Annotated in this window: 21 protein-coding genes and 3 tRNA genes; 20 read left to right on the top strand and 4 right to left on the bottom strand. The window is 67.6% G+C overall.

What is annotated here, in order from left to right; genetic code table 11:
• The first annotated feature begins 20 nt into the window (after nucleotides 1-20).
• Nucleotides 21-623, top strand: a complete 603-nt coding sequence (locus AC1DHX_RS00320; RefSeq protein WP_243181364.1) for a LysE/ArgO family amino acid transporter — start codon at nucleotides 21-23, stop codon at nucleotides 621-623.
• Nucleotides 624-766: 143 nt separating this feature from the next.
• Nucleotides 767-1,312, top strand: coding sequence for a methyltransferase family protein (locus AC1DHX_RS00315; protein WP_476859448.1), 546 nt, complete (start codon nucleotides 767-769; stop codon nucleotides 1,310-1,312).
• Nucleotides 1,313-1,399: 87 nt separating this feature from the next.
• Here the strand turns inward: AC1DHX_RS00315 and AC1DHX_RS00310 are convergent, their stop codons facing one another.
• A complete protein-coding gene (locus tag AC1DHX_RS00310; RefSeq protein WP_476859447.1) occupies nucleotides 1,400-2,419 on the bottom strand; it encodes a PHP domain-containing protein in 1,020 nt (339 codons plus the stop codon).
• A gap of 201 nt (nucleotides 2,420-2,620) precedes the next feature.
• Here AC1DHX_RS00310 and AC1DHX_RS00305 point away from each other — a divergent pair.
• The 14 genes from AC1DHX_RS00305 (at nucleotide 2,621) to AC1DHX_RS00240 (ending at nucleotide 11,070) form a co-directional block, all read left to right on the top strand.
• Nucleotides 2,621-2,693 (top strand) — tRNA-Glu (locus AC1DHX_RS00305).
• Between the two features lie 105 nt (nucleotides 2,694-2,798).
• A tRNA-Asp gene (locus tag AC1DHX_RS00300) sits at nucleotides 2,799-2,872 on the top strand.
• A gap of 48 nt (nucleotides 2,873-2,920) precedes the next feature.
• Nucleotides 2,921-2,996: transfer RNA gene (locus AC1DHX_RS00295), tRNA-Phe, on the top strand.
• A gap of 225 nt (nucleotides 2,997-3,221) precedes the next feature.
• Nucleotides 3,222-3,695, top strand: a complete 474-nt coding sequence (locus AC1DHX_RS00290; protein WP_476859446.1) for a hypothetical protein — start codon at nucleotides 3,222-3,224, stop codon at nucleotides 3,693-3,695.
• A gap of 196 nt (nucleotides 3,696-3,891) precedes the next feature.
• Complete coding sequence (locus AC1DHX_RS00285; protein ID WP_476859445.1) at nucleotides 3,892-4,413, top strand: Asp23/Gls24 family envelope stress response protein; 522 nt, start codon at nucleotides 3,892-3,894, stop codon at nucleotides 4,411-4,413.
• Nucleotides 4,410-4,601, top strand: coding sequence for a hypothetical protein (locus AC1DHX_RS00280; protein WP_223914590.1), 192 nt, complete (start codon nucleotides 4,410-4,412; stop codon nucleotides 4,599-4,601). Before AC1DHX_RS00285 ends, AC1DHX_RS00280 begins: the two co-directional genes overlap by 4 nt.
• A complete protein-coding gene (locus tag AC1DHX_RS00275; protein WP_476851809.1) occupies nucleotides 4,598-4,981 on the top strand; it encodes a hypothetical protein in 384 nt (127 codons plus the stop codon). Before AC1DHX_RS00280 ends, AC1DHX_RS00275 begins: the two co-directional genes overlap by 4 nt.
• Entirely contained in the window at nucleotides 4,978-5,637 is a 660-nt protein-coding gene (locus AC1DHX_RS00270; protein WP_476859444.1) for a hypothetical protein, read from the top strand. Before AC1DHX_RS00275 ends, AC1DHX_RS00270 begins: the two co-directional genes overlap by 4 nt.
• The gene (locus AC1DHX_RS00265) at nucleotides 5,634-6,245 is read left to right on the top strand and encodes a hypothetical protein (protein ID WP_476859443.1); all 612 of its coding nucleotides are present in this window, start codon (nucleotides 5,634-5,636) and stop codon (nucleotides 6,243-6,245) included. Before AC1DHX_RS00270 ends, AC1DHX_RS00265 begins: the two co-directional genes overlap by 4 nt.
• A gap of 148 nt (nucleotides 6,246-6,393) precedes the next feature.
• Complete coding sequence (locus tag AC1DHX_RS00260; RefSeq protein ID WP_028277787.1) at nucleotides 6,394-7,677, top strand: ABC transporter substrate-binding protein; 1,284 nt, start codon at nucleotides 6,394-6,396, stop codon at nucleotides 7,675-7,677.
• A 7-nt stretch (nucleotides 7,678-7,684) separates the two neighbouring features.
• Complete coding sequence (locus AC1DHX_RS00255; protein WP_026266860.1) at nucleotides 7,685-8,722, top strand: carbohydrate ABC transporter permease; 1,038 nt, start codon at nucleotides 7,685-7,687, stop codon at nucleotides 8,720-8,722.
• Nucleotides 8,719-9,618 carry a carbohydrate ABC transporter permease gene (locus AC1DHX_RS00250; RefSeq protein WP_476859442.1) on the top strand — a complete coding sequence of 300 codons (900 nt, stop codon included), beginning with the start codon at nucleotides 8,719-8,721 and terminating at the stop codon, nucleotides 9,616-9,618. Before AC1DHX_RS00255 ends, AC1DHX_RS00250 begins: the two co-directional genes overlap by 4 nt.
• A gap of 10 nt (nucleotides 9,619-9,628) precedes the next feature.
• Nucleotides 9,629-9,883, top strand: a complete 255-nt coding sequence (locus tag AC1DHX_RS00245) for a hypothetical protein (protein ID WP_079552393.1) — start codon at nucleotides 9,629-9,631, stop codon at nucleotides 9,881-9,883.
• Between the two features lie 119 nt (nucleotides 9,884-10,002).
• Entirely contained in the window at nucleotides 10,003-11,070 is a 1,068-nt protein-coding gene (locus AC1DHX_RS00240; protein ID WP_476859441.1) for a LacI family DNA-binding transcriptional regulator, read from the top strand.
• A gap of 16 nt (nucleotides 11,071-11,086) precedes the next feature.
• On the opposite strand, the gene AC1DHX_RS00235 is transcribed toward AC1DHX_RS00240, so the two are convergent.
• Both AC1DHX_RS00235 and AC1DHX_RS00230 read right to left on the bottom strand, forming a co-directional pair.
• The gene (locus AC1DHX_RS00235; RefSeq protein WP_476851804.1) at nucleotides 11,087-11,998 is read right to left on the bottom strand and encodes a DUF8083 family protein; all 912 of its coding nucleotides are present in this window, start codon (nucleotides 11,996-11,998) and stop codon (nucleotides 11,087-11,089) included.
• A 31-nt stretch (nucleotides 11,999-12,029) separates the two neighbouring features.
• Nucleotides 12,030-12,836, bottom strand: coding sequence for an exodeoxyribonuclease III (locus tag AC1DHX_RS00230; RefSeq protein WP_476859440.1), 807 nt, complete (start codon nucleotides 12,834-12,836; stop codon nucleotides 12,030-12,032).
• Between the two features lie 131 nt (nucleotides 12,837-12,967).
• Here AC1DHX_RS00230 and AC1DHX_RS00225 point away from each other — a divergent pair, with 131 nt between their 5' ends.
• From AC1DHX_RS00225 to AC1DHX_RS00210, 4 genes are all read left to right on the top strand, one after another.
• Nucleotides 12,968-14,467, top strand: coding sequence for a CoA-acylating methylmalonate-semialdehyde dehydrogenase (locus tag AC1DHX_RS00225; RefSeq protein WP_476859439.1), 1,500 nt, complete (start codon nucleotides 12,968-12,970; stop codon nucleotides 14,465-14,467).
• On the top strand, nucleotides 14,467-15,615 hold the full coding sequence (locus tag AC1DHX_RS00220) for an enoyl-CoA hydratase/isomerase family protein (protein ID WP_476859438.1): 1,149 nt from the start codon (nucleotides 14,467-14,469) through the stop codon (nucleotides 15,613-15,615). Before AC1DHX_RS00225 ends, AC1DHX_RS00220 begins: the two co-directional genes overlap by 1 nt.
• Nucleotides 15,608-16,567, top strand: coding sequence for a 3-hydroxyisobutyrate dehydrogenase (gene mmsB / locus AC1DHX_RS00215; RefSeq protein WP_476859437.1), 960 nt, complete (start codon nucleotides 15,608-15,610; stop codon nucleotides 16,565-16,567). The genes AC1DHX_RS00220 and mmsB overlap by 8 nt, the downstream gene beginning before the upstream one ends.
• A gap of 68 nt (nucleotides 16,568-16,635) precedes the next feature.
• Complete coding sequence (locus tag AC1DHX_RS00210) at nucleotides 16,636-17,415, top strand: enoyl-CoA hydratase (protein WP_476859436.1); 780 nt, start codon at nucleotides 16,636-16,638, stop codon at nucleotides 17,413-17,415.
• A gap of 36 nt (nucleotides 17,416-17,451) precedes the next feature.
• Here AC1DHX_RS00210 and AC1DHX_RS00205 read toward each other — a convergent pair whose 3' ends face one another.
• Nucleotides 17,452-20,631 carry a bifunctional cytochrome P450/NADPH--P450 reductase gene (locus AC1DHX_RS00205; RefSeq protein ID WP_476859435.1) on the bottom strand — a complete coding sequence of 1,060 codons (3,180 nt, stop codon included), beginning with the start codon at nucleotides 20,629-20,631 and terminating at the stop codon, nucleotides 17,452-17,454.
• Nucleotides 20,632-20,836: the final 205 nt, after the last annotated feature.

Raw genomic sequence — 20,836 nt, 5'->3', positions numbered from 1 at the left:
CGGGCGCCTACCGTGGAGTGGTGATCCTTCCCCTGTTTTCCGGCCTCTCCGCCGGCCTGTCCCTCATCGTTGCTATCGGCGCGCAGAACGCTTTTGTCCTCCGGCAGGGTATCCAGCGCTCGCACGTCGTCATGGTGGTGGCAGTCTGCGCGGTCTCGGACCTCGTGCTGATCCTGTTGGGCGTCGCGGGCATCGGCATCCTGCTGGACCGGGCGCCGGCTGCCCTCGTCGTGATCCGATGGGCCGGGGCGGCGTTCCTCCTTGCCTACGGGGCGCTCGCGGCCCGGCGTGCGGTCCGCGGGGAGCAGATGGAGAATCCCGGCAACAAGCCCGCCGCCGGGCGGGCCGCCGTCCTTGGCACCTGCCTGGCCTTCACCTGGCTGAACCCGCACGTCTACCTGGACACGGTGCTGCTGCTCGGGTCCCTCGCTGCCGCCCAGGGCGAAGCCGGGCGCTGGTGGTTCGCCGCCGGGGCCGGCCTGGGAAGCATTGCCTGGTTCACCGCCCTCGGCGCGGGGGCGCGGTTCCTGACATCCCTGTTCCGGCGCCGGACGGCCTGGCGCGTGCTCGACGCCGGAATCGCCGTCGTGATGGTCACCCTTGCCGTGCTGCTGCTTACCTGAACCGCGCCCGCCCGCCGCGCCACCCCGCGCCACCCCGCGCCGCCCCACGCGAAGTGTCGGGAAGCTCAGGCTGATCCCTCCGTCCCCGGGGTTGGGCCGGTGGGCCCTTGTCCGTTCAACATGGCGGGGTCACGATTGCTGGTATGACAGCATCCCCAGCTTCGGCCAGCGAACGACGGCGTGCAGCAATCGGCACAGCCGTCTTCGCGGTCGCCCCCGCAACCGCCGCCGCCGTGGTGCCGTGGCTGCTGACCCGCTGGAAAGTGGAGTCCCCGGTCCCCGGCGGGGTGCCCGCGCAGATCGCGGGCGCCATGATGATCGGTGCGGGCGCTGCCGTCATCGCGAACTCCTTTGTGCATTTCGCCGTCGAGGGCATCGGGACCCCCGCGCCATTTGCCCCGCCCAGGCAACTGGTGGTTGGCGGCCTTTACCGGTACGTGCGGAATCCGATGTACGTGTCCATTGCCGCGGCCGTCGCGGGGCAGGGGCTCCTGCTGGGCCAGCCGAAGCTCTTCCTGGCTCTGGGCATCGGCGCCATCCCGGTGGTGGGTTTCGTCCGGCAGTACGAGGAGCCCACACTGGCCCGGAAGTTCGGTGCGGCGTACGAGGAGTACCGCAGCAATGTCCCGCGCTGGCTGCCCAGGCCCACGCCGTGGAGGCCCGAAGCGCCGGAGCCGTCCCGGCCCTAAGCATCGGCGGGCAGCAGGGCATTGGGCGGCTGGGGTAGCACTGGGCCTGGTAGCCCTGGGGCCTGGCCCAAGGCAGCTGTCCGGCCGCTATTTGCCGTTTCCGGCCCACTCCAGCAGCCGATCCAGCGGCCAAGTGGTGACGATCCGCTCGGCGGGAACCCCGTTCGAGGCCGCGCGCTCGGCACCGTACTGCAGGAAATCCAGCTGGCCCGGCGCATGGGCGTCGCTGTCGATGCTGAACAGACAGCCGGCATCGAGGGCCAGCCGGATCAGCTCGTCCGGCGGATCCTGCCGTTCGGGGCGGGAATTGATCTCGACGGCCACATTATTGCCGGCGCACGCCGCGAACACGCGCGCGGCGTCGAACTCGGACTGCGGGCGGGTTCCCCTCGACCCCTGCAGCAGCCGGCCGGTGCAGTGGCCGAGGACGTTCGTGTGCGGATCATTGATGGCGCCCAGCATCCGCTCGGTCATGGTGCGCCGGTCGGAGCGGAGCTTCGAGTGGACGCTCGCCACGACGATGTCCAGCCGGTCCAGCATCTCCGGGGACTGGTCCAGGGTGCCGTCCTCCAGGATGTCCACCTCGATCCCGGCCAGGAGGCGGAAGTCCCCGCCGTCCGCGTTGATGTCCGCAACAATGTCCAGCTGTTCCCGAAGGCGTTCGGCGCTCAGGCCGTTGGCAATCTTGAGGTTGGGGGAGTGGTCCGTCAGGGCGAGGTAATCCCGGCCCAGCGTCCGGGCGGCGTCAGCCATCAGTCCGATCGGGGACCCGCCGTCGGACCAGTCGCTGTGGCTGTGCAGGTCCCCGCGGAGGGCCGAGCGCAGTTCGGCGCCGCCGGTCGCGAGGGGTTGCTGCCCGCGTTGGCGCAGATCCTCAAGATAGTCGGGCACGCCGCCGTCGACCGCCTGCCGGATGACCTCGAACGTTCTGTCGCCGATCCCCTTCATGCTCTTGAGCCGGCCGTTGCGTGCCCGCGCTGCGACCTCCTGCGGGTCCAGGGCGCCGATAATCCCGGCTGCCTTGCGGAACGCCTGGATCTTGAAGGTGGGGGCGAGCCCGCGTTCGAGCCAGAACGCAATCTCATTGAGGGCATCAACGGCATCCATCAGTCCATCTTGCACCCACCCTGCCCGGCCCCGCCCCCATCTTGGCCCGGCTTTTGTATCGGCGGGAGGGGCCGATTTTGGATAATCCGGGGGTCTGCCCTTATAGTTTTATAGTCCAGTTCGGAGGAACCCGAAAGGACAAAAACGACAGGCTTCGGCCCTTAATTTTTGCCCTGATATGTTCCGACGGATGGCATCCTGGCCCCCATCGTCTAGCGGCCTAGGACACCGCCCTTTCACGGCGGCGGCACGGGTTCGAATCCCGTTGGGGGTACGCAAGGAACTGGTCAAACCGGGTGAAAAAGTCTGGTAGGCTAAAGGCCTTGAAAATCTGCGGTAGCGATATCGCAGGCAGCAAGAACAAGCAGTAAACAAGCAAGGCCCTGTAGCGCAGTTGGTTAGCGCGCCGCCCTGTCACGGCGGAGGTCGCGGGTTCAAGTCCCGTCAGGGTCGCTCTGATTGCCGGAAGAAATTCCGGCCTTCAAGGTGACATGTCACCTAGGCTCTGTAGCTCAGTTGGTAGAGCGTTCGACTGAAAATCGAAAGGTCACCGGATCGACGCCGGTCGGAGCCACCACTGGGAAGCATCAGTTCTTTGAGAACTGGTGCTTTTCTTCTTTTAACACCCATCTGGTGCTCCGCTTTATCGACGGGGGAGGCGGGCGGCGGCCGACGGCGGCGACCGTTTGGGGGCCGTCCAGCCGGCCGGGCTAGACTCGCACGCTGGGGAAAGAACACCAAGGCCGCCGGCAGCCCGGTCCGGGCAGGCGGCGTAATCTCAACCGAAAAGTGATTCTGCACCGTGACTTCGAAGAATATTGCCCGTCCTCTCGCCGCAACCGCCCTCCTCGCAGCCCTGGCGCTTACCGGGTGTTCGGCCCCGCAAGCCGGCAGCGCGCCTTCGTCCGCCGCGGGCACGTCCGCCGGGGGCGAGTCCACCGCTTCCGCGTCCGCCACGCCGAGCCCCAGCGGGACCTCGGGACCGTTCGGCGGCTTCACCAGCGCCGCCGAGGCGTGCTCCAAGATCTCGGAGCAGGCAACCGGCGCCACGCTCCTTCCGCTGTCGGCCGCCCAAGGCAAGACGGCGGAACTGGAACAGTTCAAAAAGGAGCTGGCCGCGACGGCCGAACGCGTCCCGGACAGCCTCAAGGCCGACTTCGCCAACCTCAAGGAGGTGGCCGTTGCCGGCGTCACCGACCAGACGGTCTTCTCCAGCGGAAAGCTCCAGGCCGCCATGGCGCCGGTCACGACCTGGATCGCCACCAACTGCAAGTAGGGGGTTCGGCCAGGCCAACGCCCGCGTCGGCCCCCGGCTGACATCCCGCAGCCGACAGACGGCTGGCCTTGTCCCCAATGCAGGCCGCCCGTTCCCGCCCCCACCTGCATGGACTGTGGGAACGGGCGCCGCAAGATTCCCCCACGCGCCCCAAGGCAGGGACTAGGGTTGTGTCAAAGAGAAGGGGGAGTGCGTTATGGAATACCAGAATTCTCAACCCGTCGCCGGTCCCGCGGCCGGTCAACACGTTGCCGGCCTCGCAGCCGGTCAGCCCGGTCCCGACGCCCTGGTCAGTCCTATGGACGGTCTGTCCGCGCCGGCCGGCACCGGCCGCACGGTCATAGCGGAAACCGCCGTCGCCAAGGTAGCGGGCATCGCCGCCCGATCGGTGCCCGGCGTCTATTCGTTGGGATCAGGACCCTCACGCGCCCTCGGGGCCATCCGCGACGCCGTCGGCAACGCTGATCACGCAGCGGGCGTCCGCGTGGAAGTCGGCGAAACGCAGGTCGCCGTGGACATCGATCTTGTTGCGGTGTACGGCACCCCCCTGCAGACCCTCGCGGACCAGGTCCGCGCCGTCGTCTACGCCGCCGTCGGGGAACTGGTGGGTCTCGAAGTGATCGAGGTCAATATCGAGATCAACGACGTTTATGTGCCCGGCCCGGCCAAACCTGCCGCGTCCGCCGAGGCCCGGCCAGCCAGGGAGGCAATCCAATGAGTCTGACGGTAGTGGGAATCGCCATGGGCGCCTTCGTGGCCTTCATGTCCTTCCAGTTCGGTGTCTGGGGCTTCCTCGGCTCCCTGTTCTTCATGGCCATTGGCGCCCTCCTGGGCCGGGCCGCAGAGGGGAAGCTGGACCTGCGCAGCGTGTTTGACGCCCTCACGGGCCGGCGTTCCTCCTCATGAGCATCACGGCAGAAGCGCCGATCCCCGGCGCCGCGGTGGCCGGGCACAACCGCATCAGCACCCAGGCCCTGACGAGCGTGGCCCGGGCGGCCGCGGGGGAAGCCCTCGGTGTCCCGGCGCACGACGTCCGCGCCGACTGGTCGGACGATGACGGGCTGCTCGCCCTGTCGCTGGTCATGCCCGTCGCGGTCCCGAATCTCACCGCTGTGGTCCGGGACCCCGGCCGCGTCGCCGGATTCGGCGGTTCCATCTGGGAGCGTGCCGTCGCCGCCAAGGCCGAGATTCTGCGCCGCGTGACGGAACTGACCGGAGCGCAGCTGAGCCGGGTGGACATCCGCATCAGCGGGGCCGCCGTGCGCGGGGGAGGCCGGGTACATTGAGCCAGGACACCCAGAACGCCGGGATCGACTCCGCCGGGCACGACGCCGATGCGGTGCAGGGGAGCGCGCCGTTGGGTTCCGGCGCCGCGGGCATGGGCCGGATAGTGAAACGGGAGACGCACACATCGCGCGCTGTTGTGTCCGTGATTGCGGCCGGTCTGGTCATGGCCGTGTTCGGCTATGCGCTGCTTGAGACCGGGGTCCGTGCGATCGGGCAACCGCCGTGGCTCGTGGATCCGCAGACCGCGGCCGAGCGGGTAGTCGCGCTCCCGGCGGGAATCCCGCCGCTTCTGCTCGGCGTCACGGGCGCTGTGATCGCGATGGCCGGATTGTTCTTCTTCCTCAATGCCGTGCTGCCCGGCCGGCGGGCACGCCACCTGCTCCCGGACCGCCGGGCCGCCGTCGTGGTGGACGATGAGGTGATCGCCGCTGCCCTGGCGCGCCGGGCCCGGCTGGCCGCCAACGTGGCCAAGGAACAGGTGATGGTGGTCGTGTCGCGGAACCGGATCACGGTCAACGTCCGGCCGACCTCCGGTGTGCCGCTGCGCCCGGACGCCGTCCTGGAGGCTGTGCGCCGGGAAGTGGAGGAAATGGGCCCCTGGCCGATGCCGGAAGTGCGGATCCAGGTATCCACAGCCGGGGTGGTGGGGGCATGAACAACACCCCCCGGGCGCTGAACCGCGTACTGATTGGCATCCTTGGCATCCTGCTCCTCGCCATCGGCGTCCTCCTGATACTGCTTGCAAGCGTCCCGGCCGTGGGCGTGTGGTGGCATGAGTGGGCCGGCGGCGTCCTGAGCTTCTGGCTCGATTTGTTCGAACGGACGCAATTCCCCCGCCGCCAGGGGAGCTGGCTGTGGCTTGCCATCTGCGTGGCGCTGCTGGTGGTGATTGGCCTGATGATCGCCTGGATTGCCCAACAGGGTACGGGCCGGACCAGCCTGCTCGTGGCAGAGGAGGACCCGGGTGAGGTGCCCGGCAACGTCGGAATCAGCGGCGGCGTGGCGGAGCAGACGCTCCGCGCGGCGCTGGCGGACCGGCCCGACCTGGCCGGCGTCACGGTCGCCGCCTACAAGATCAGCGGTGAGCCGGCCCTCAAGATCCGGGTGGAACCGCGCCAGGGCGTCGCCCCGCACCGGCTCGCCGCCGAAGTTTCCGCCCTGGTAGAGGCGCTCGACGCGGTGATCGGCAAACGCACCCCGGTGCTGATCCACATCGGATCCGGCGCGCGGTCGCGGTTCGGCCGTTCCGAGCGGGTCCGCTGAGGTGGCCGGCCGACGGGCCACGGAATCTCCTTTGCATAAAGGTTTCATGTAAACGCTTGCATTCCGGACTGCCTGTTGATTACTGTGATGGTCGGCACACCATCAGTACGGCCGTTTTTCACCGGTACTCAGCGAGGAGCACTCCAGTATGAAAACCCGCAATTTCCTACTTCCCGTCGCCACGGCAGGCATTTTGGCTATCACCCTTTCGGCGTGTGGCGGCGGAGGTGGCGGCACTACCAGCGGCAGCGACGCCGCCTCGCAGGGCCTGGACGGGCGCGGCCCCATTACTTACGTTCAGGGCAAGGACAACAGCAACGTGGTCCGCCCGCTGATCGACAAGTGGAACGCCGCCCACCCGAACGAAAAGGTCACCTTCAAGGAGCAGACCGACCAGGCCGACCAGCAGCACGACGACCTCGTCCAGCACTTCCAGGCCAAGGACCCCGGCTACGACGTCGCGAGCGTCGACGTCGTCTGGACCGCCGAATTCGCCGCCAAGGGCTGGCTGCAGCCGCTCAAGGACAAGATGGCGCTGGACACCTCGGCCATGCTGAAGCCGACCGTTGATGCCGCTTCCTACAAGGGCACGCTGTATGCGGCACCGGAATCATCCGACGGCGGCATCCTGTACTACCGCAAGGACCTGGTCCCCACGCCCCCGAAGACTTGGGACGAGATGATGAGCATGTGCTCCATCGCCAAGACCAACAACATCGGCTGCTACTCCGGCCAGTTCAAGAAGTATGAGGGGCTGACCGTCAACGCCTCCGAGGCAATCAACTCCGCCGGCGGAGCCGTGCTGGACGAGAACGGCAAGCCCAACCTGCTCACCGCGGAGGCAAAGGCCGGCATGGCCAACCTGACCAAGGCCTACGCAGACGGCTCGATCCCGAAGGAAGCCATCACGTTCCAGGAAGAGGAAAGCCGCCAGGCATTCCAGGACGGCAAGCTGCTGTTCCTGCGCAACTGGCCCTACGTCTACAACCTGGCCACCACCGAAGGCTCCTCCAAGGTCAAGGACGTCCTGGGCATGACCGCACTCCCCGGCAAGACCGGTCCGGGCGCCTCGTCCCTCGGCGGCCACAGCGCCGCGATCAGCGTCTACTCCAAGAACAAGGCCACCGCGGTGGACTTCCTGAAGTTCCTCACCACCGAAGAGACCCAGAAGTTCTTCGCCACGCAGGGTTCGCTCGCACCGGTGCTCGGCAAGCTCTACGACGACAAGGAGCTCGTCGCCAAGCTGCCGTACCTGCCGGTCCTGAAGACCTCGATCGAGAACGCCGTGCCGCGCCCGGTCACCCCGTTCTACCCGGCCGTCACCAAGGCCATCCAGGAAAACGCGTACTCGGCCATCAAGGGCGAGAAGACTGTAGACGCGGCCCTGTCCGACATGCAGAAGTCCATCGAGTCCGCTAGCGCGGGACAGTAGGTCCATCATGGCAACTGAAGTAGGCCCGACGTCGGTCAAGGCACCGGCGTCGGGCGGGGCACCGATCCACCACGCACCCAAGGGTGTTGGGGAGGACAACCGCATCGCGACGCAGGGGCGCTGGGCAGCTTGGCTGCTGGCGCCGACCATCCTCGCATTGTCGGTAGTGATCGTGTATCCGATCATCACCGCCATTGTGATGTCATTCCAGAAGGATGCCGGTCTGGACCCCGCTACGGGTCTCTTCGTTGAGGGTGGCCCGGCCGGCTTCTCGAACTACTACAACTGGATTTTCCAGCAATGCCCGGCACCGTCCGGCGGAACCGTTGACTGCCCGCCGGGAACCCTCGGCGCGCAGTTCTGGTCCGCCACCGGCACCACGTTCTTCTTCACCATCGTGACGGTGGCACTGGAGACCGTGCTCGGCTTCTGGATGGCCGTCATCATGGCACGGGCCTTCAAGGGCCGCAGCCTGGTCCGTGCAGCCGTCCTGGTGCCGTGGGCCATCCCCACCGCCGTGACGGCCAAGCTGTGGCTGTTCATCTTCGCCTTCGAAGGCATCGGCAACAAGCTCTTCAACACCACCGTCCTGTGGACCGGCAGCGAATGGCCGGCCAGGTGGGCCGTGATCATCGCGGACGTCTGGAAGACCACGCCGTTCATGGCGCTGTTGATTCTTGCCGGCCTGCAGATGATTCCCGCGGAAGTGTACGAGGCGGCCAAGGTCGACGGCGCCTCAGCCTGGCAGCGGTTCCGGATGATCACGCTGCCGCTGGTGAAACCGGCGCTCATGGTGGCCATCCTGTTCCGCACCCTGGACGCGCTGCGCATGTTCGACCTCCCGTACATCCTGACCGGCGGAGCGAACAACACCACCACGCTCTCCATCCTGGTGATCAACCAGATCAGGCAGGGCTTCAACGCGGCGGCGGCTTTGTCCACCATCACGTTCATCATCATCTTTCTGGTGGCTTTCATCTTCGTGCGCTTCCTCGGAGCGAACGTGGTGGAGCAGCAGACCGGCGCAGGTAAGGGGAAGAAATGACCGCCGCGACGAGCGCCGCAACCGAGCTGCGCGCAGAGCAGGACCGGGGGCGGAAGGCCGCGCAGAACCGCGAGAAGTGGGCCCAGAGCCGGACCTACATCAGTGCGGTCGTGATCCTCTTCTGGTGCCTGGCTCCGGCCTACTGGATGGTGGTGACGGCGTTCCGCGACGTCGGCTACACCTACGACACCTCGATCCTGCCGACTCACATCACGCTGGACAACTTCAGGACGGCGTTCGACACGTCCTTCGGCAACCACTTTGGCCAGGCACTGCTGAACAGCTTGTTCATCGGCACCGTCGTCACCCTGGTGTCGCTGGTGATCGGCGTGTTTGCCGCCTACGCACTGGCCCGCTTGAACTTCAAGTTCAAGTACCTTGTGCTGGGCTTCATCCTGGGCGCTTCCATGTTCCCCGGCGTCGCCCTCATCACCCCGCTGTTCCAGCTCTTCACGAACATCGGCTGGATGGGCACCTACCAGGCCCTGATCATCCCGAACATCTCGTTCGTGCTGCCGCTGACGGTCTACACCATGACGTCCTTCTTCCGGGAGATGCCGTGGGAGCTCGAGGAATCGGCCCGGGTGGACGGCTGCACGCAGGGACAGGCCTTCCGGAAGGTCATCATGCCGCTGGCCGCACCGGCCATCTTCACGACCGCCATCCTGGCCTTCATCTCCTCATGGAATGAATTCCTGATCGCCAGCCAGCTTTCGTCCGACGCAACGCAGCCGGTCACCGTGGCCATTGCGAGCTTCGCCGGTGCGCAGCCGAACCAGATTCCGTACACCGCCATCATGGCTGCGGGCACTATTGTGACCATTCCCTTGGTCATCCTGGTGCTGGTGTTCCAGCGTAAGATTGTCGCGGGCCTCACGGCCGGCGCGGTTAAGTGACTGAGGCGTGATGACTGACGAGCAGAACCAGGGTCACGTGCCGGCGACGCGTCGAAAGGTGCGCTCCGGCGAGGACTTCGACATCATCATCGGGTTCCTCGGCTTTTGGGCCGTGGTGCTGCTGGTGGTCACTGTCTGGATGGAAGTGACCGCCCAGCCAGCCCTCTTCTGGGCCCTGGGTCTGCTCGCCATGTTGCTGGCCCTCTACGGGATGATCCGGCTGCGCCGGCGTTTGCCGCGGCGGACGGCCAGCCGGCACTCCTAGCAGGGGGACAGCAGCCGGGCAGGAGCCGGGCAGGATTATTCAGCCGCCGGGGGGAGGCGGACGCAACACGTCTGCGGGCAGCCGCCAGGCTTCCACGGACCGTTAATTAGGGGGCACAGGTGGCACGGACGGAACGGGCGCAGCGCGGAGGCCACTCGGGCGTCAGCATTGAGGATGTCGCCGCCGCTGCGGGCGTGTCAACGGCCACTGTATCCCGTGCCGTCCGGGGACTGCCCCGTGTTTCCCCGGCAACCCGCGAGAAGATCCTCGGCATCGCCGAATCCTTGGGCTACGTCGCGTCGTCCTCGGCGTCCGGCCTGGCGACGGGCCGGACCAAAACCATCGGCGTCCTGGCCCCGTTCGTCAGCCGCTGGTTCTTCTCCAAGGCCATCGAGGGAGCCGACCGGGAACTCCACTCCCGGCAGTACAACCTTTCCCTCTTCAACCTCGGCGGCCACGGCAGCCACCGTGAGCGGCTCTTCAGCAAGACCATGGTCTACAAGCAGATCGACGCCCTGCTGGTCCTCTGCATGGCGCTCACCCACGAGGAAATCGAGCATCTCCAGAAAATCGACATCCCGCTGGTGGTGGTGGGAGGCCACGTCGAGGAGTGCCCCTACATCGGCATCGACGACTACGCCGCGGCCGCCACCGCAGTGCGCCACCTGATCGGGCTGGGCCACACGGACATCGCGCTCCTGCACGGCGACGACGAAACCGACCTCAACTTCGACGTCCCCAGGGTCCGGATCCAGGCTTTCCACGACATCATGGGCGAGGCGCGGCTGCCCGTCCGGGCCGAATGGGACCTCTGGGGAGACTTCACCGTCCGCAGCGGTCAGGAGGCATTCCGACGCCTCTGGGCCGCCGGCGGTGCCAAGCCCACAGCAATCTTCTGCGCCTCCGATGAGATGGCCATGGGCGTCATCTTCGAGGCCAACAAAGCCGGTGTGCGCGTCCCGGAGGACGTCTCGGTCATCGGCATCGACGACCACGACTTCGCCGAGGCCATGGGCCTGACCACAGTCGGGCAGCGCCCGGACCAGCAGGCCGAACTCGGCACCAAAATGCTGCTGGACGAGCTCGACGGCATTTCCGGCTCCGTGCAGTCCGCTGTGGCGCCGCACCGGCTGATTATCCGGACGACGACGGCGCCGCCGCTGCGCCAGTCCGCGCGGCTCAGCTAGCGGAGTTCGGGCCGCGCTAGGACGCGCGGGCCAGCTGGCGGATCGGCACCCAACGCGAGGCCAGCCGGCGGTAGGCCGCGGCGGCGCCGGTCATGTCCCCCTCCGCCAGGCACTCGATGCCGAGGCGTACGTCCAGCGGCGAATCATCCGGATAGACCTTGTCTGCCACCCCGCCGTAGTCGAGTTCCACCGCCGAGTCCGGGTGGAAGAGCTCAAGCCATTCCGTTAACTGGGTCAGGTCCTCAAGCATGTCGAGATCGGGCGCGGCGAGGGCCAGGTGCGCCACCGCATAGCTCACCCGCTCCAGCGCGTTGCTGATGCCGGCGCGGATGCGGACCGTCACAATGTGGCCGTCGGCTTCGACGACGTCGGTGGGATCCGATTCCTGGAAAAGGCAGAACCAGCTGAACGGAATGCCCCACGTGGACGCCCTGGTGTGGACCCGGCTCAGGCCATCGTGGGCGCGCACCTCATCAATGCGTTCCTGGTGTTTGTCCCGCTGTTCTTCCGGGATCAGCAGCTGGGCCAGGGGCCCGTGGATGCCTTCCATCAGGGCATTGGCGGCCAGCCCGGCGCGGAGGACCAGCTGGCTGGGGCAGTACAGCAACCGGTCGGGCTGCGGGGCGGCCGCAGTCCCGGACGTGGCGGCGTCGTGCGCTGCGCCGGACGGGGCCCGCCTGGCCGGGGCCGCGACAACGCGCACCAGATCGGTCCGGCCGGTGGGAAACGGATCCCCGTCGGGCCGGGTGATGCGGCCCAGGGACGCCAGGAGCTCGGCGTTCTCCACAGCCGCGCGGGACGCCTGGCCGGCGCCGGCGGCCTCCAGGGTCTTCCGTTGCTGTTCGGGGAACGCCTCGAGGGGCTCGTAGATCCGGAGCGCGGAAGAGAACGGCAGCCCGGACTGTCCGTGGTAGATGCTCCCCGTCATTGGATCACGACGCTTCCCTGGCCGGCAGCCATTAGTCCGCCAGTTCCGCAATCACCGGGGCATGGTCCGAGGCGCCCTTGCCCTTGCGCTCCTCGCGGTCGATCATCGCACCGGTGACCCGTGCCGCCAGGGCCGGGGAGGCGAGGATGAAGTCGATCCGCATGCCCTCCTTTTTCGGGAAGCGGAGCTGCGTGTAATCCCAGTAGGTGTAGACGCCGGGCCCCGGGGTGTGCGGGCGGACGACATCCTGGAAGCCGGCCTCCTCGAAGGCATGGAAGGCGGCCCGCTCAGGCTCACTGACGTGGGTGAGGCCCCCGGAGCGGAAGTAGTCGATGTCCCAGACGTCATCATCCAGGGGGGCGATATTGAAATCGCCCATCAGCGCAATCTGCGCCTCGGGGTCCTCCTTGACCCAGGTGCCGGCGTGGTTTTTCAGGATGTCCAGCCAGTTGAGCTTGTAGGGCATGTGCTCATCGTCGAGGGCGCGGCCGTTCGGGACATAGAGGCTCCAGACCCGGACGCCGCCGCACGTGGCGCCGATGGCGCGGGCCTCCTGCACGGCGTCCTTGCCGCTCTTGCCGAACACGGGCTGGTCCAGGAAGGTGCGTTCGACGTCGTCGAGTCCCACCCGGGAGGCGATCGCGACGCCGTTCCACTGGCTCAGGCCGAAGTGCGCCACCTCGTAGCCCATGTTCTCGAAGAGCTCCCAGGGGAAGTTCTCGTCCTTGCATTTGGTTTCCTGGATGGCCAGGACGTCGCAGTCCGTGCGCTGAAGCCAGGACTCCACACGGTCGGCGCGGGCACGGAGCGAGTTCACATTCCAGGTAGCAATCTTCACAGTCCCTAACTTACCGAACTTGGCCCCCGGACGAAGCCGCCGGCCGGCTCCGTCCTCTGGAAATTAGTAGGAAGTCCGAGTATATTCGGCTGCAGAGATGATCTAGGTCACATGCAAAGGAGCATTCGGTCATGGTTCGAGAACTATCCCATTACATTGACGGGCAGCGGGTTGAGGGAACCTCCGGCCGGTTCAGCGACGTCTATGATCCCTGCACCGGCGAGGTCCAGGCCCGGCTGCCGCTGGCCAGCACCGAGGAGGTGCGCAACGTCATCGCCAGCGCCGAAAAGGGGCAGGTGGAATGGGCCGCGATGAATCCGCAGCGCCGCGGCCGGATCCTGCTCAAGTTCGTGGACCTGGTCAACGAGCACATGGACGAACTCGCCACCCTGCTGTCCTCCGAGCACGGCAAGACCTTCCCGGACGCCAAGGGCGACATCCAGCGCGGCATCGAAGTGGTCGAGTTCGCCGCCGGCGCCCCGCACCTGCTCAAGGGCGAGTTCTCGGACAACGCCGGAACCGGCGTCGACGTGCACTCGATGCGCCAGCCCCTCGGCGTCGTAGCCGGCATCACGCCGTTCAACTTCCCGGCCATGATCCCGCTGTGGAAGTCCGGGCCGGCGCTCGCCGCCGGCAACGCCTTTATCCTCAAGCCCTCCGAACGGGATCCCTCCGTGCCGCTGCGGCTGGCCGAGCTCTTCACCGAAGCGGGCCTCCCCGACGGCGTCTTCAACGTCGTCAACGGGGACAAGGAAGCGGTGGACGCGCTGCTGGAGGATCCCCGGGTCCAGGCCATCGGGTTCGTCGGCTCCACGCCCATTGCCCAGTACATCTACGCCACCGCCGCGGCGAACGGCAAGCGCGCGCAGTGCTTCGGCGGCGCCAAGAACCACATGGTGATCATGCCCGACGCGGACCTGGACATGGCCGCGGACGCCCTGATCGGGGCAGGCTTCGGCTCCGCGGGCGAGCGCTGCATGGCGATTTCGGTGGCCGTTCCGGTGGGCCGGAAGACCGCGGACGTCCTCGTGGAGAAGCTGCAGGAGCGGATCGCCGGCCTCAAGGTCGGCCACAGCCTCGCCAAGGACTCCGATTTCGGCCCGGTGGTGGCGGCCTCCGCGAAGGACCGGATCGAAGGCTACATCGCCTCCGGCGTCGAGGAAGGCGCGAGCCTGGTGACCGATGGCCGCGGCCTGAAGGTGGAAGGCTACGACGGCGGCTTCTGGATCGGACCCACGCTGTTCGACAACGTCACGAAGGACATGAAGATCTACAAGGAGGAAATCTTCGGCCCGGTCCTCAGCGTGCTCCGCGCCGAAGACTACGACGAGGCCCTCCGGCTCTGCAGCGAACACGAGTTCGGCAACGGCGTGGCCATCTTCACCCGCGACGGCGACGCCGCCCGGGACTTCGCCAGCCGGGTCCAGGTGGGCATGGTGGGCATCAACGTCCCCATCCCCGTGCCGATTGCTTACTACACCTTTGGCGGCTGGAAGGCGTCCGGATTCGGCGACCTCAACCAGCACGGGGCCGACGCCTTCCGCTTCTACACGAAGACCAAGACGGTCACCAGCCGCTGGCCGTCCGGTATCCGCCAGGGCGCCAGCTTCATCATGCCGGAAGGCAGCTGATGGGGGCGGACGTTGCGCGGGTAGCGGACAGTGGAGCAGCGGCAGGCGAACCCTTGGCCGGGGAAGCAGGGGAAGTGACGTTTGAACGGCGCGGCCACCTCGGCGTCGTGACCCTCAACCGGCCCGCGGCCGTCAACGCCCTGACGGCCGGCATGGCCGCCGCGATGCTCGAACAGCTCACGCTCTGGGCCGACGACGACGCCGTGGCTGCGGTGCTGGTCCGCGGCGCCGGGGACCGGGGCCTCTGCGCCGGCGGTGACATCGTGGCCATCTACCGGGACATGCTCGACGGCGGGGACGCCACCTCAGACTTCTGGGCCGTCGAGTACCGGCTGAACCTGCTCATCTCCGAATACCCCAAGCCGTACGTCGCGTTCATGGACGGGCTGGTGTTGGGCGGCGGCGTGGGGATCTCGGCCCACGGCTCCGTACGGATCGTCACCGAACGCACCCGCACGGGCATGCCCGAAACGACGATCGGGTTTGTTCCCGACGTCGGCGGCACCCTGCTGCTCTCCGGCTCGCCGGGGGAGACCGGCACCCATGCGGCCCTGACCGGAGCCCACCTGAGCGGCGCGGACGCACTGTTCCTGGGCCTCGCCGACTGCTTCGTGCCCTCCGGCCGTTTGCCGGGCCTGGCGGCAGCGCTCGAAACCGAGGCGGCCGAGGCCGCCGTGGCCCGATTCGCCGAACCGGCACCGGCTTCAATCCTGGCCGCACAGCAGGAATGGATCGACGCCTGCTACTCCAGCGACGACGCCGAGGAAATCCTGCGCCGGCTGCGGGCCTTCGGTGGAGAGGCGGGCGGGGAGGCCGCCGCAGCCGCTGACACCATCGAGGCCAAGTCGCCGACGGCGGTCAAGGTGGCGCTGGAATCCCTGCGCCGGGTCCGCGGCCTGAACCTGGAGCAGGCGCTGGAGCAGGAGTACCGCGTCGGCCTGCGCTTCCTCGACGGCCCGGACTTCCGCGAAGGCATCCGCGCCCAGGTGGTGGACAAGGACCGCAATCCCCGCTGGAAGCCCGCCACCCTTGCCGAGGTCACCGGGACGGACGTCGCGGCCTACTTCGCCCCGCTGGGCGGGCGCGAACTGAAACTCTCTCCGAAAGAGAACAACGCGGAGAACAACAAGGAGAAGAACCATGTCTGACGCAGGAGCCCCGGATACCGGCACCATCGCCTTCCTCGGCCTGGGCCACATGGGCGGCCCCATGGCCGTCAACCTGGTCAAGGCCGGCTACCGGGTGACCGGCTTCGACGTCGTGCCGGCGGCCCTGGACGCCGCCCGGGAGCACGGCATTCCCACTGCCGGGACGGCTGTCGAGGCGGCGGCGGGCGCCGCCGTCGTGCTGACCATGCTGCCCAGCGGCAAGCACCTCCTTGACGCCTACCGCGGCACGGGCGGTACGCCCGGCCTGCTCGAAGCCGCCGCCCCGGGCACCATGTTCCTGGATTGCTCCACCATCAACGTGGACGAGGCCCGCGAGGCCGCAGAACTCGCGGTCGCGGCCGGCCACCGCGCCGTCGACGCCCCCGTGTCCGGAGGCGTGGTGGGCGCCGAGGCCGGCACGCTCACATTCATGGTCGGTGCCCTCCCGGAGGACTTCGAGGCCGTCAATCCGCTGCTGGAAGTCATGGGCAAGCGGGCGGTCCACTGCGGCGCGCACGGTGCCGGCCAGGCGGCCAAGATCTGCAACAACATGATCCTGGGCGTCTCGATGATCGCCGTCAGTGAGGCCTTTGTGCTGGGCGAGAAGCTCGGCCTGACCCACCAGGCGCTGTTCGACGTCGCTTCCGCCGCCTCGGGACAGTGCTGGGCGCTGACCACCAATTGCCCCGTGCCCGGTCCGGTCCCGACGAGCCCCGCCAACCGGGACTACCAGCCTGGCTTCGCCGGGGCGCTCATGGCCAAGGACCTCAACCTGGCCCTCAACGCGTTGCAGAGCACCGGCGTCGCGGCCCGGCTCGGGCCGCTCGCGGCCGAAATTTACGATACGTTTGCCGCGGAAGGCGGTGCCGGCCGGGACTTCTCGGGCATCATCACCGACATCCGGGAAAAGTCGGAAGCAGGCAAATCCGAGGCAGGCACGGCCGGGCACTAGTCCCGGACCGAAGCCAACGCGCAACATCAGAACCAGAACCAGACCAGCACCACCGAAGGGGACCACCCATGACGGAACAGTACGCAAACATCCTGGTGGAGCGCCGCGGCCGCGTGGGCCTCGTGACGCTCAACCGGCCCGAGGCCCTCAATGCCCTGAACAAGGCCACGATGGACGAGCTGGTGAAGGCAGTCGCCGCGATGGACGCGGACCCGGGGGTCGGTGCCGTGGTGGTGACCGGTTCGGCGAAGGCCTTTGCTGCCGGCGCGGACATCAAGGAAATGCAGTCCAAGGGCTACATGGACATGTACGCGGCGGACTGGTTCCGCGGCTGGGAGGACTTCACCCGGCTCCGCATCCCCGTCGTGGCAGCCGTGTCCGGCTTCGCGCTCGGCGGGGGCTGCGAGCTGGCGATGATGTGCGACTTCATCATCGCCGGGGACAACGCCAAGTTCGGCCAGCCGGAAATCAACCTTGGCGTGCTCCCCGGCATGGGCGGCTCACAGCGCCTGACCCGCGCAGTGGGCAAGTCCAAGGCGATGGACATGATCCTGACCGGCCGCTTCATGGACGCCGAGGAGGCCGAACGCGCGGGCCTGGTGTCCCGGGTGGTCCCCGCCGCGGACGTCGTCGAGGAGGCACTGAAGGCCGCCGAGGTGATTGCGTCCAAATCCAAGCCGGTGGCGATGGTGGCCAAGGAAGCGGTGAACGCCGCGTTTGAGACCGGGCTTGCCCAGGGCGTGCTGTTTGAACGGCGCGTGTTCCACTCGCTGTTCGCCACCGAGGACCAGAAGGAAGGCATGGCCGCCTTCACCGAGAAGCGGCAGCCGGAGTTCAACCACCGCTAGGCGGCACCGGCCGGCCGTGGGAGCGGCGGGGCGGCCTCAGGTGAAGATGTCGGCCACGTACCTGCCGTGGGTGCGCTCCACCTCATCCATCCAGGCCTCGGCCTCCGCCTTGGAGGCGCCGGTCGCTTCCTGGTAAATGAGGGCGCACGTGTCCCGGACCTGCGGCGCCATGTGCTTGCCGTCGCCGCAGACATAGACCGTGGCGCCCTGCCGGACCAGTTCGACGACGTCGGCCCGGTCTGCCCAGAGCCTGTCCTGGACGTATTTCAGGCCGTCCTCGGGTGCGGTGGAAAAGACCGGCCGCAGATCGAGGTTGGCTTGGTCCGCCCATGACGCGAGTTCCGAGCGGTAGAGGAAGTCGGTGTCCGGGGCGCGGCAGCCGAAGAACAGCAGGGCAGGTGCCGGCGTCGTCTCCTCGGCCTCGGCCCGCAGCGCCCGGTCCTGGACGAACCCGCGGAAGGGGGCCAGTCCCGTCCCCGCGCAGACCATGATGAGCGGGACCGCCAGGGACGGCGGCGGGTGGAAGGCCGCGTTCGAGGGGCGGACAGTAACCGCGACCCTTGACCCGGGCCTGGCCTGGGCGAGGTAGGTGGACGAGGCCCCTTCGAAGACCCCGCGGCCGGACCACGCCGGAGCCTGGATGACGGCGAAGGTCAGGGTCACGTGGTCGGGGCTCCAGAGCGGGGACGAGGAGATGGAGTACCGCCGAGGGGTCAGCTGGGTCAGCAGTTGCAGGAACGAGGTGAACGACAGCTGGCATGACGGATACGTCTCCAGCAGGTCAAGGATGGAAACGCGCCTGTCGAGGATCTCGGCCGCGTACCGCCCGCGGTCCTGGGCCAGGGCCTCAAGTTCGGCGCGTTGGGCAGGATCGGCCGCGACATCCGCCAGGTCCTCGAGCTGGGTGCGGGTGGCGGGGACTGCGAGCTCCACGTAGCTGCTCAGCAGTTCGCCCACGGCCACCGGCGCGCCCGTGGGCAGGAAGGTGTCCCCGCGCTCCATGGTCAGCTGGACGTGCGAGTCGTAGTCGAGGTTGAAACGGGCCAGGGCCCGCTGCACGAGTTCGCTGGGATTCAGGGGCAGCACGGCCAGATAATCCCCGGTCCGGTAGCTCATCCCCTCGGGCAGGGCGATCTCGACATGCCGCTTGGACCGGGCGCCGGGCTTGGCCAGATCGACCAGTTCCCGGTTCGCGACGACGGTGCCCAGCGCCAGCCCGTTCTGGCGCAGCATCGGGTCCCGGACGTTGCCGACGAACTGCAGTTCCAGCTCGGGTTGAGCTGTCGGCTGGCTGGTCCGCTGCCCCAGGGCGGCGTCCACCGCGGGCCAGAATCCCGCGTACCACTCTTCGAAATCGCCGAAGAAGTCGCCGCGGGCGTTGGCTTCGCCCCGGGCATAGATCCGCGTGGCACCGGCTGCCTCGAGCCGGGCGTCGATGGCCTTGGGCACCTCCTGGTACGTCCGCGCCCAGTCCTTGTTGCCGTTGCCGAAGACCGTGTACCGGACCCCGGCGAGGGCGCCCGGCCGCAGGCCCTCGGTCCATGCCACGAATTTTCGGGCGTTGTCCGGCGGCTGCCCCTCGTAGGAGGACGTCACGATCGCGACGAGCCCCTCCGTGGGCAGCCCGCCGGCCGCCTCGTCGAGCGGACCGATGGTGGGGCTGTAGCCGCGCCGTCCGGCGTCGTTGGCGAGGCGCTGGGCGAAGTCCTTGGACGTGCCTGCATTGGAACCGTAGAGCACCCGGATCGGGACGCCGTTGGGCGCGGCGGCCGCCGCTGCGGCTTCGGCCTGCCGTGCCTGTTCGACGTCGGCCCGGGGGCTGGCCGCGATGGTGACGTCCCGCCTGCGCACGTGGATGAACAGCCCTTCAGGCTTCATGGTCAGCGTGTGTTTGATCTGCAGCTCATAGCCCGGGTCCGCCGCCGTGACCTCGAAGCGCTGCAGGAGCTTGGCCAGGAAGAGCATGGCCTCCTGCAGGGCAAATCCCCGGCCGATGCAGGAGCGCTGCCCGTTGCCGAAGGGCTTCCAGGCATTGGCGGGGATTTCGGCGGCCCGTTCCGGGGAGAACCGCTCCGGGTCAAAGAGGCCGGCGTCCTCGCCCCAGGCCGCCTTGTCCCGATGCAGTTGCGGGATCAGGACCATGATGGGCTGGCCCGCGGGGACTTCGTAGCGGCCGCCGAGCATCGTGTCCTCGTAAGGAGTCACGTTGAACGCCGGAGCGGTGGGCCACAGCCGTAGCGTTTCCTTAAGGATCTGGTCCAGGTATCCCAGCCGGGGCAGGTGCTCGAACCTGGCGCTTTCGGTACCAAGGACCTCGTCCACTTGTGCACGCGCCTTGGCCAGGACGCCCGGATGGCGCAGCAGTTCGTAGAGTGTAAAGGACAGCAAGCCGCTGGTAGTCTCGTGCCCGGCGATCAGGAAGGTGACCATCTGATAGCGGATGTTTTCATCGGATAGACGCTCACCGGTCACCGGGTCCGCCGCGCTGAGCATGGTGTCCAGGATGTCTTCGCTGCCGGGCGGGCTGGGGTTGCGCCGCCGGTCACTGATGATCTGTTCGGCGACCTCGAACATCAGGGCATGGTCTTCTTCGAGCTGGTGCCGCCTGCGCAGCATGATCTTGTTCTGCACCGGGAGCCTGCGCGCCCGGTCCCCGGATTCAACCAGGGCGCGGACCATGGCGCCGACGAACGGGTGCATCTCCTCCCGGTAGAGGCTGTTGAACCGGTAGCTGAACGAGCACAGGGCGATGGTGTCCAGCGTCAGGCGGGTGGTGCTGTCCGGAATGTCGATCCGCGCCGTGGGGCCCAGCCTCTCCCACTTGAGCAGCAGCTGCTCGACGATGTCGTCCATGCCGGCGAACATCCGCTTCAGCGCTGCAGGCCCGAACGCCGGCATCAGGATCCGGTGTGCCTTTTGCCAGTTGGGTTCCTGTGTATCTGCGGTGAACAGGCCGTCGCCGGCGAACTGCCTCACCTGCCGAAGGGCAACGCCCAGCACTTTGCCGAACCGGGACTCGTCGCACACCTCGTTGACGAGCTGCTGGGAAGAGATGGCGACGATACTGCGGTTGAAGAACTGGATGCGGACTATGGGGCCGTACCGCTCGGCCAGCTCGACTATTCCCAGGATTCCCTTGCTGGAGTCGATGTCCGGCAAATTGCCGACCACCGGCCTCGTGGGAGGCTGCGGTATGGGGACGCTGGGCGAAGTCATGGCCACTCCTAGGCGATCGCCAATGGACGCGCTGTGAGCACTGCTTACTGCCTGGCCGGACGGAACCGTCCTGCCGGAACCACGATACTCCGGTCCGATCCCGCACAAAATAGCTCCTGCCCGGCTTCGCGGGCCATCGTCCCTGAGGGCCGAACGCCAAGAAGCGAAGGGTCGGAGACTGTTTTCTTCGTGCTGTCTGCCGGGA

Source organism: Arthrobacter sp. 05N33_2 (assembly GCF_056397425.1).
Note: the sequence above shows the minus strand (reverse complement) of the source record. Positions and strands in the feature narration are given on the sequence as shown.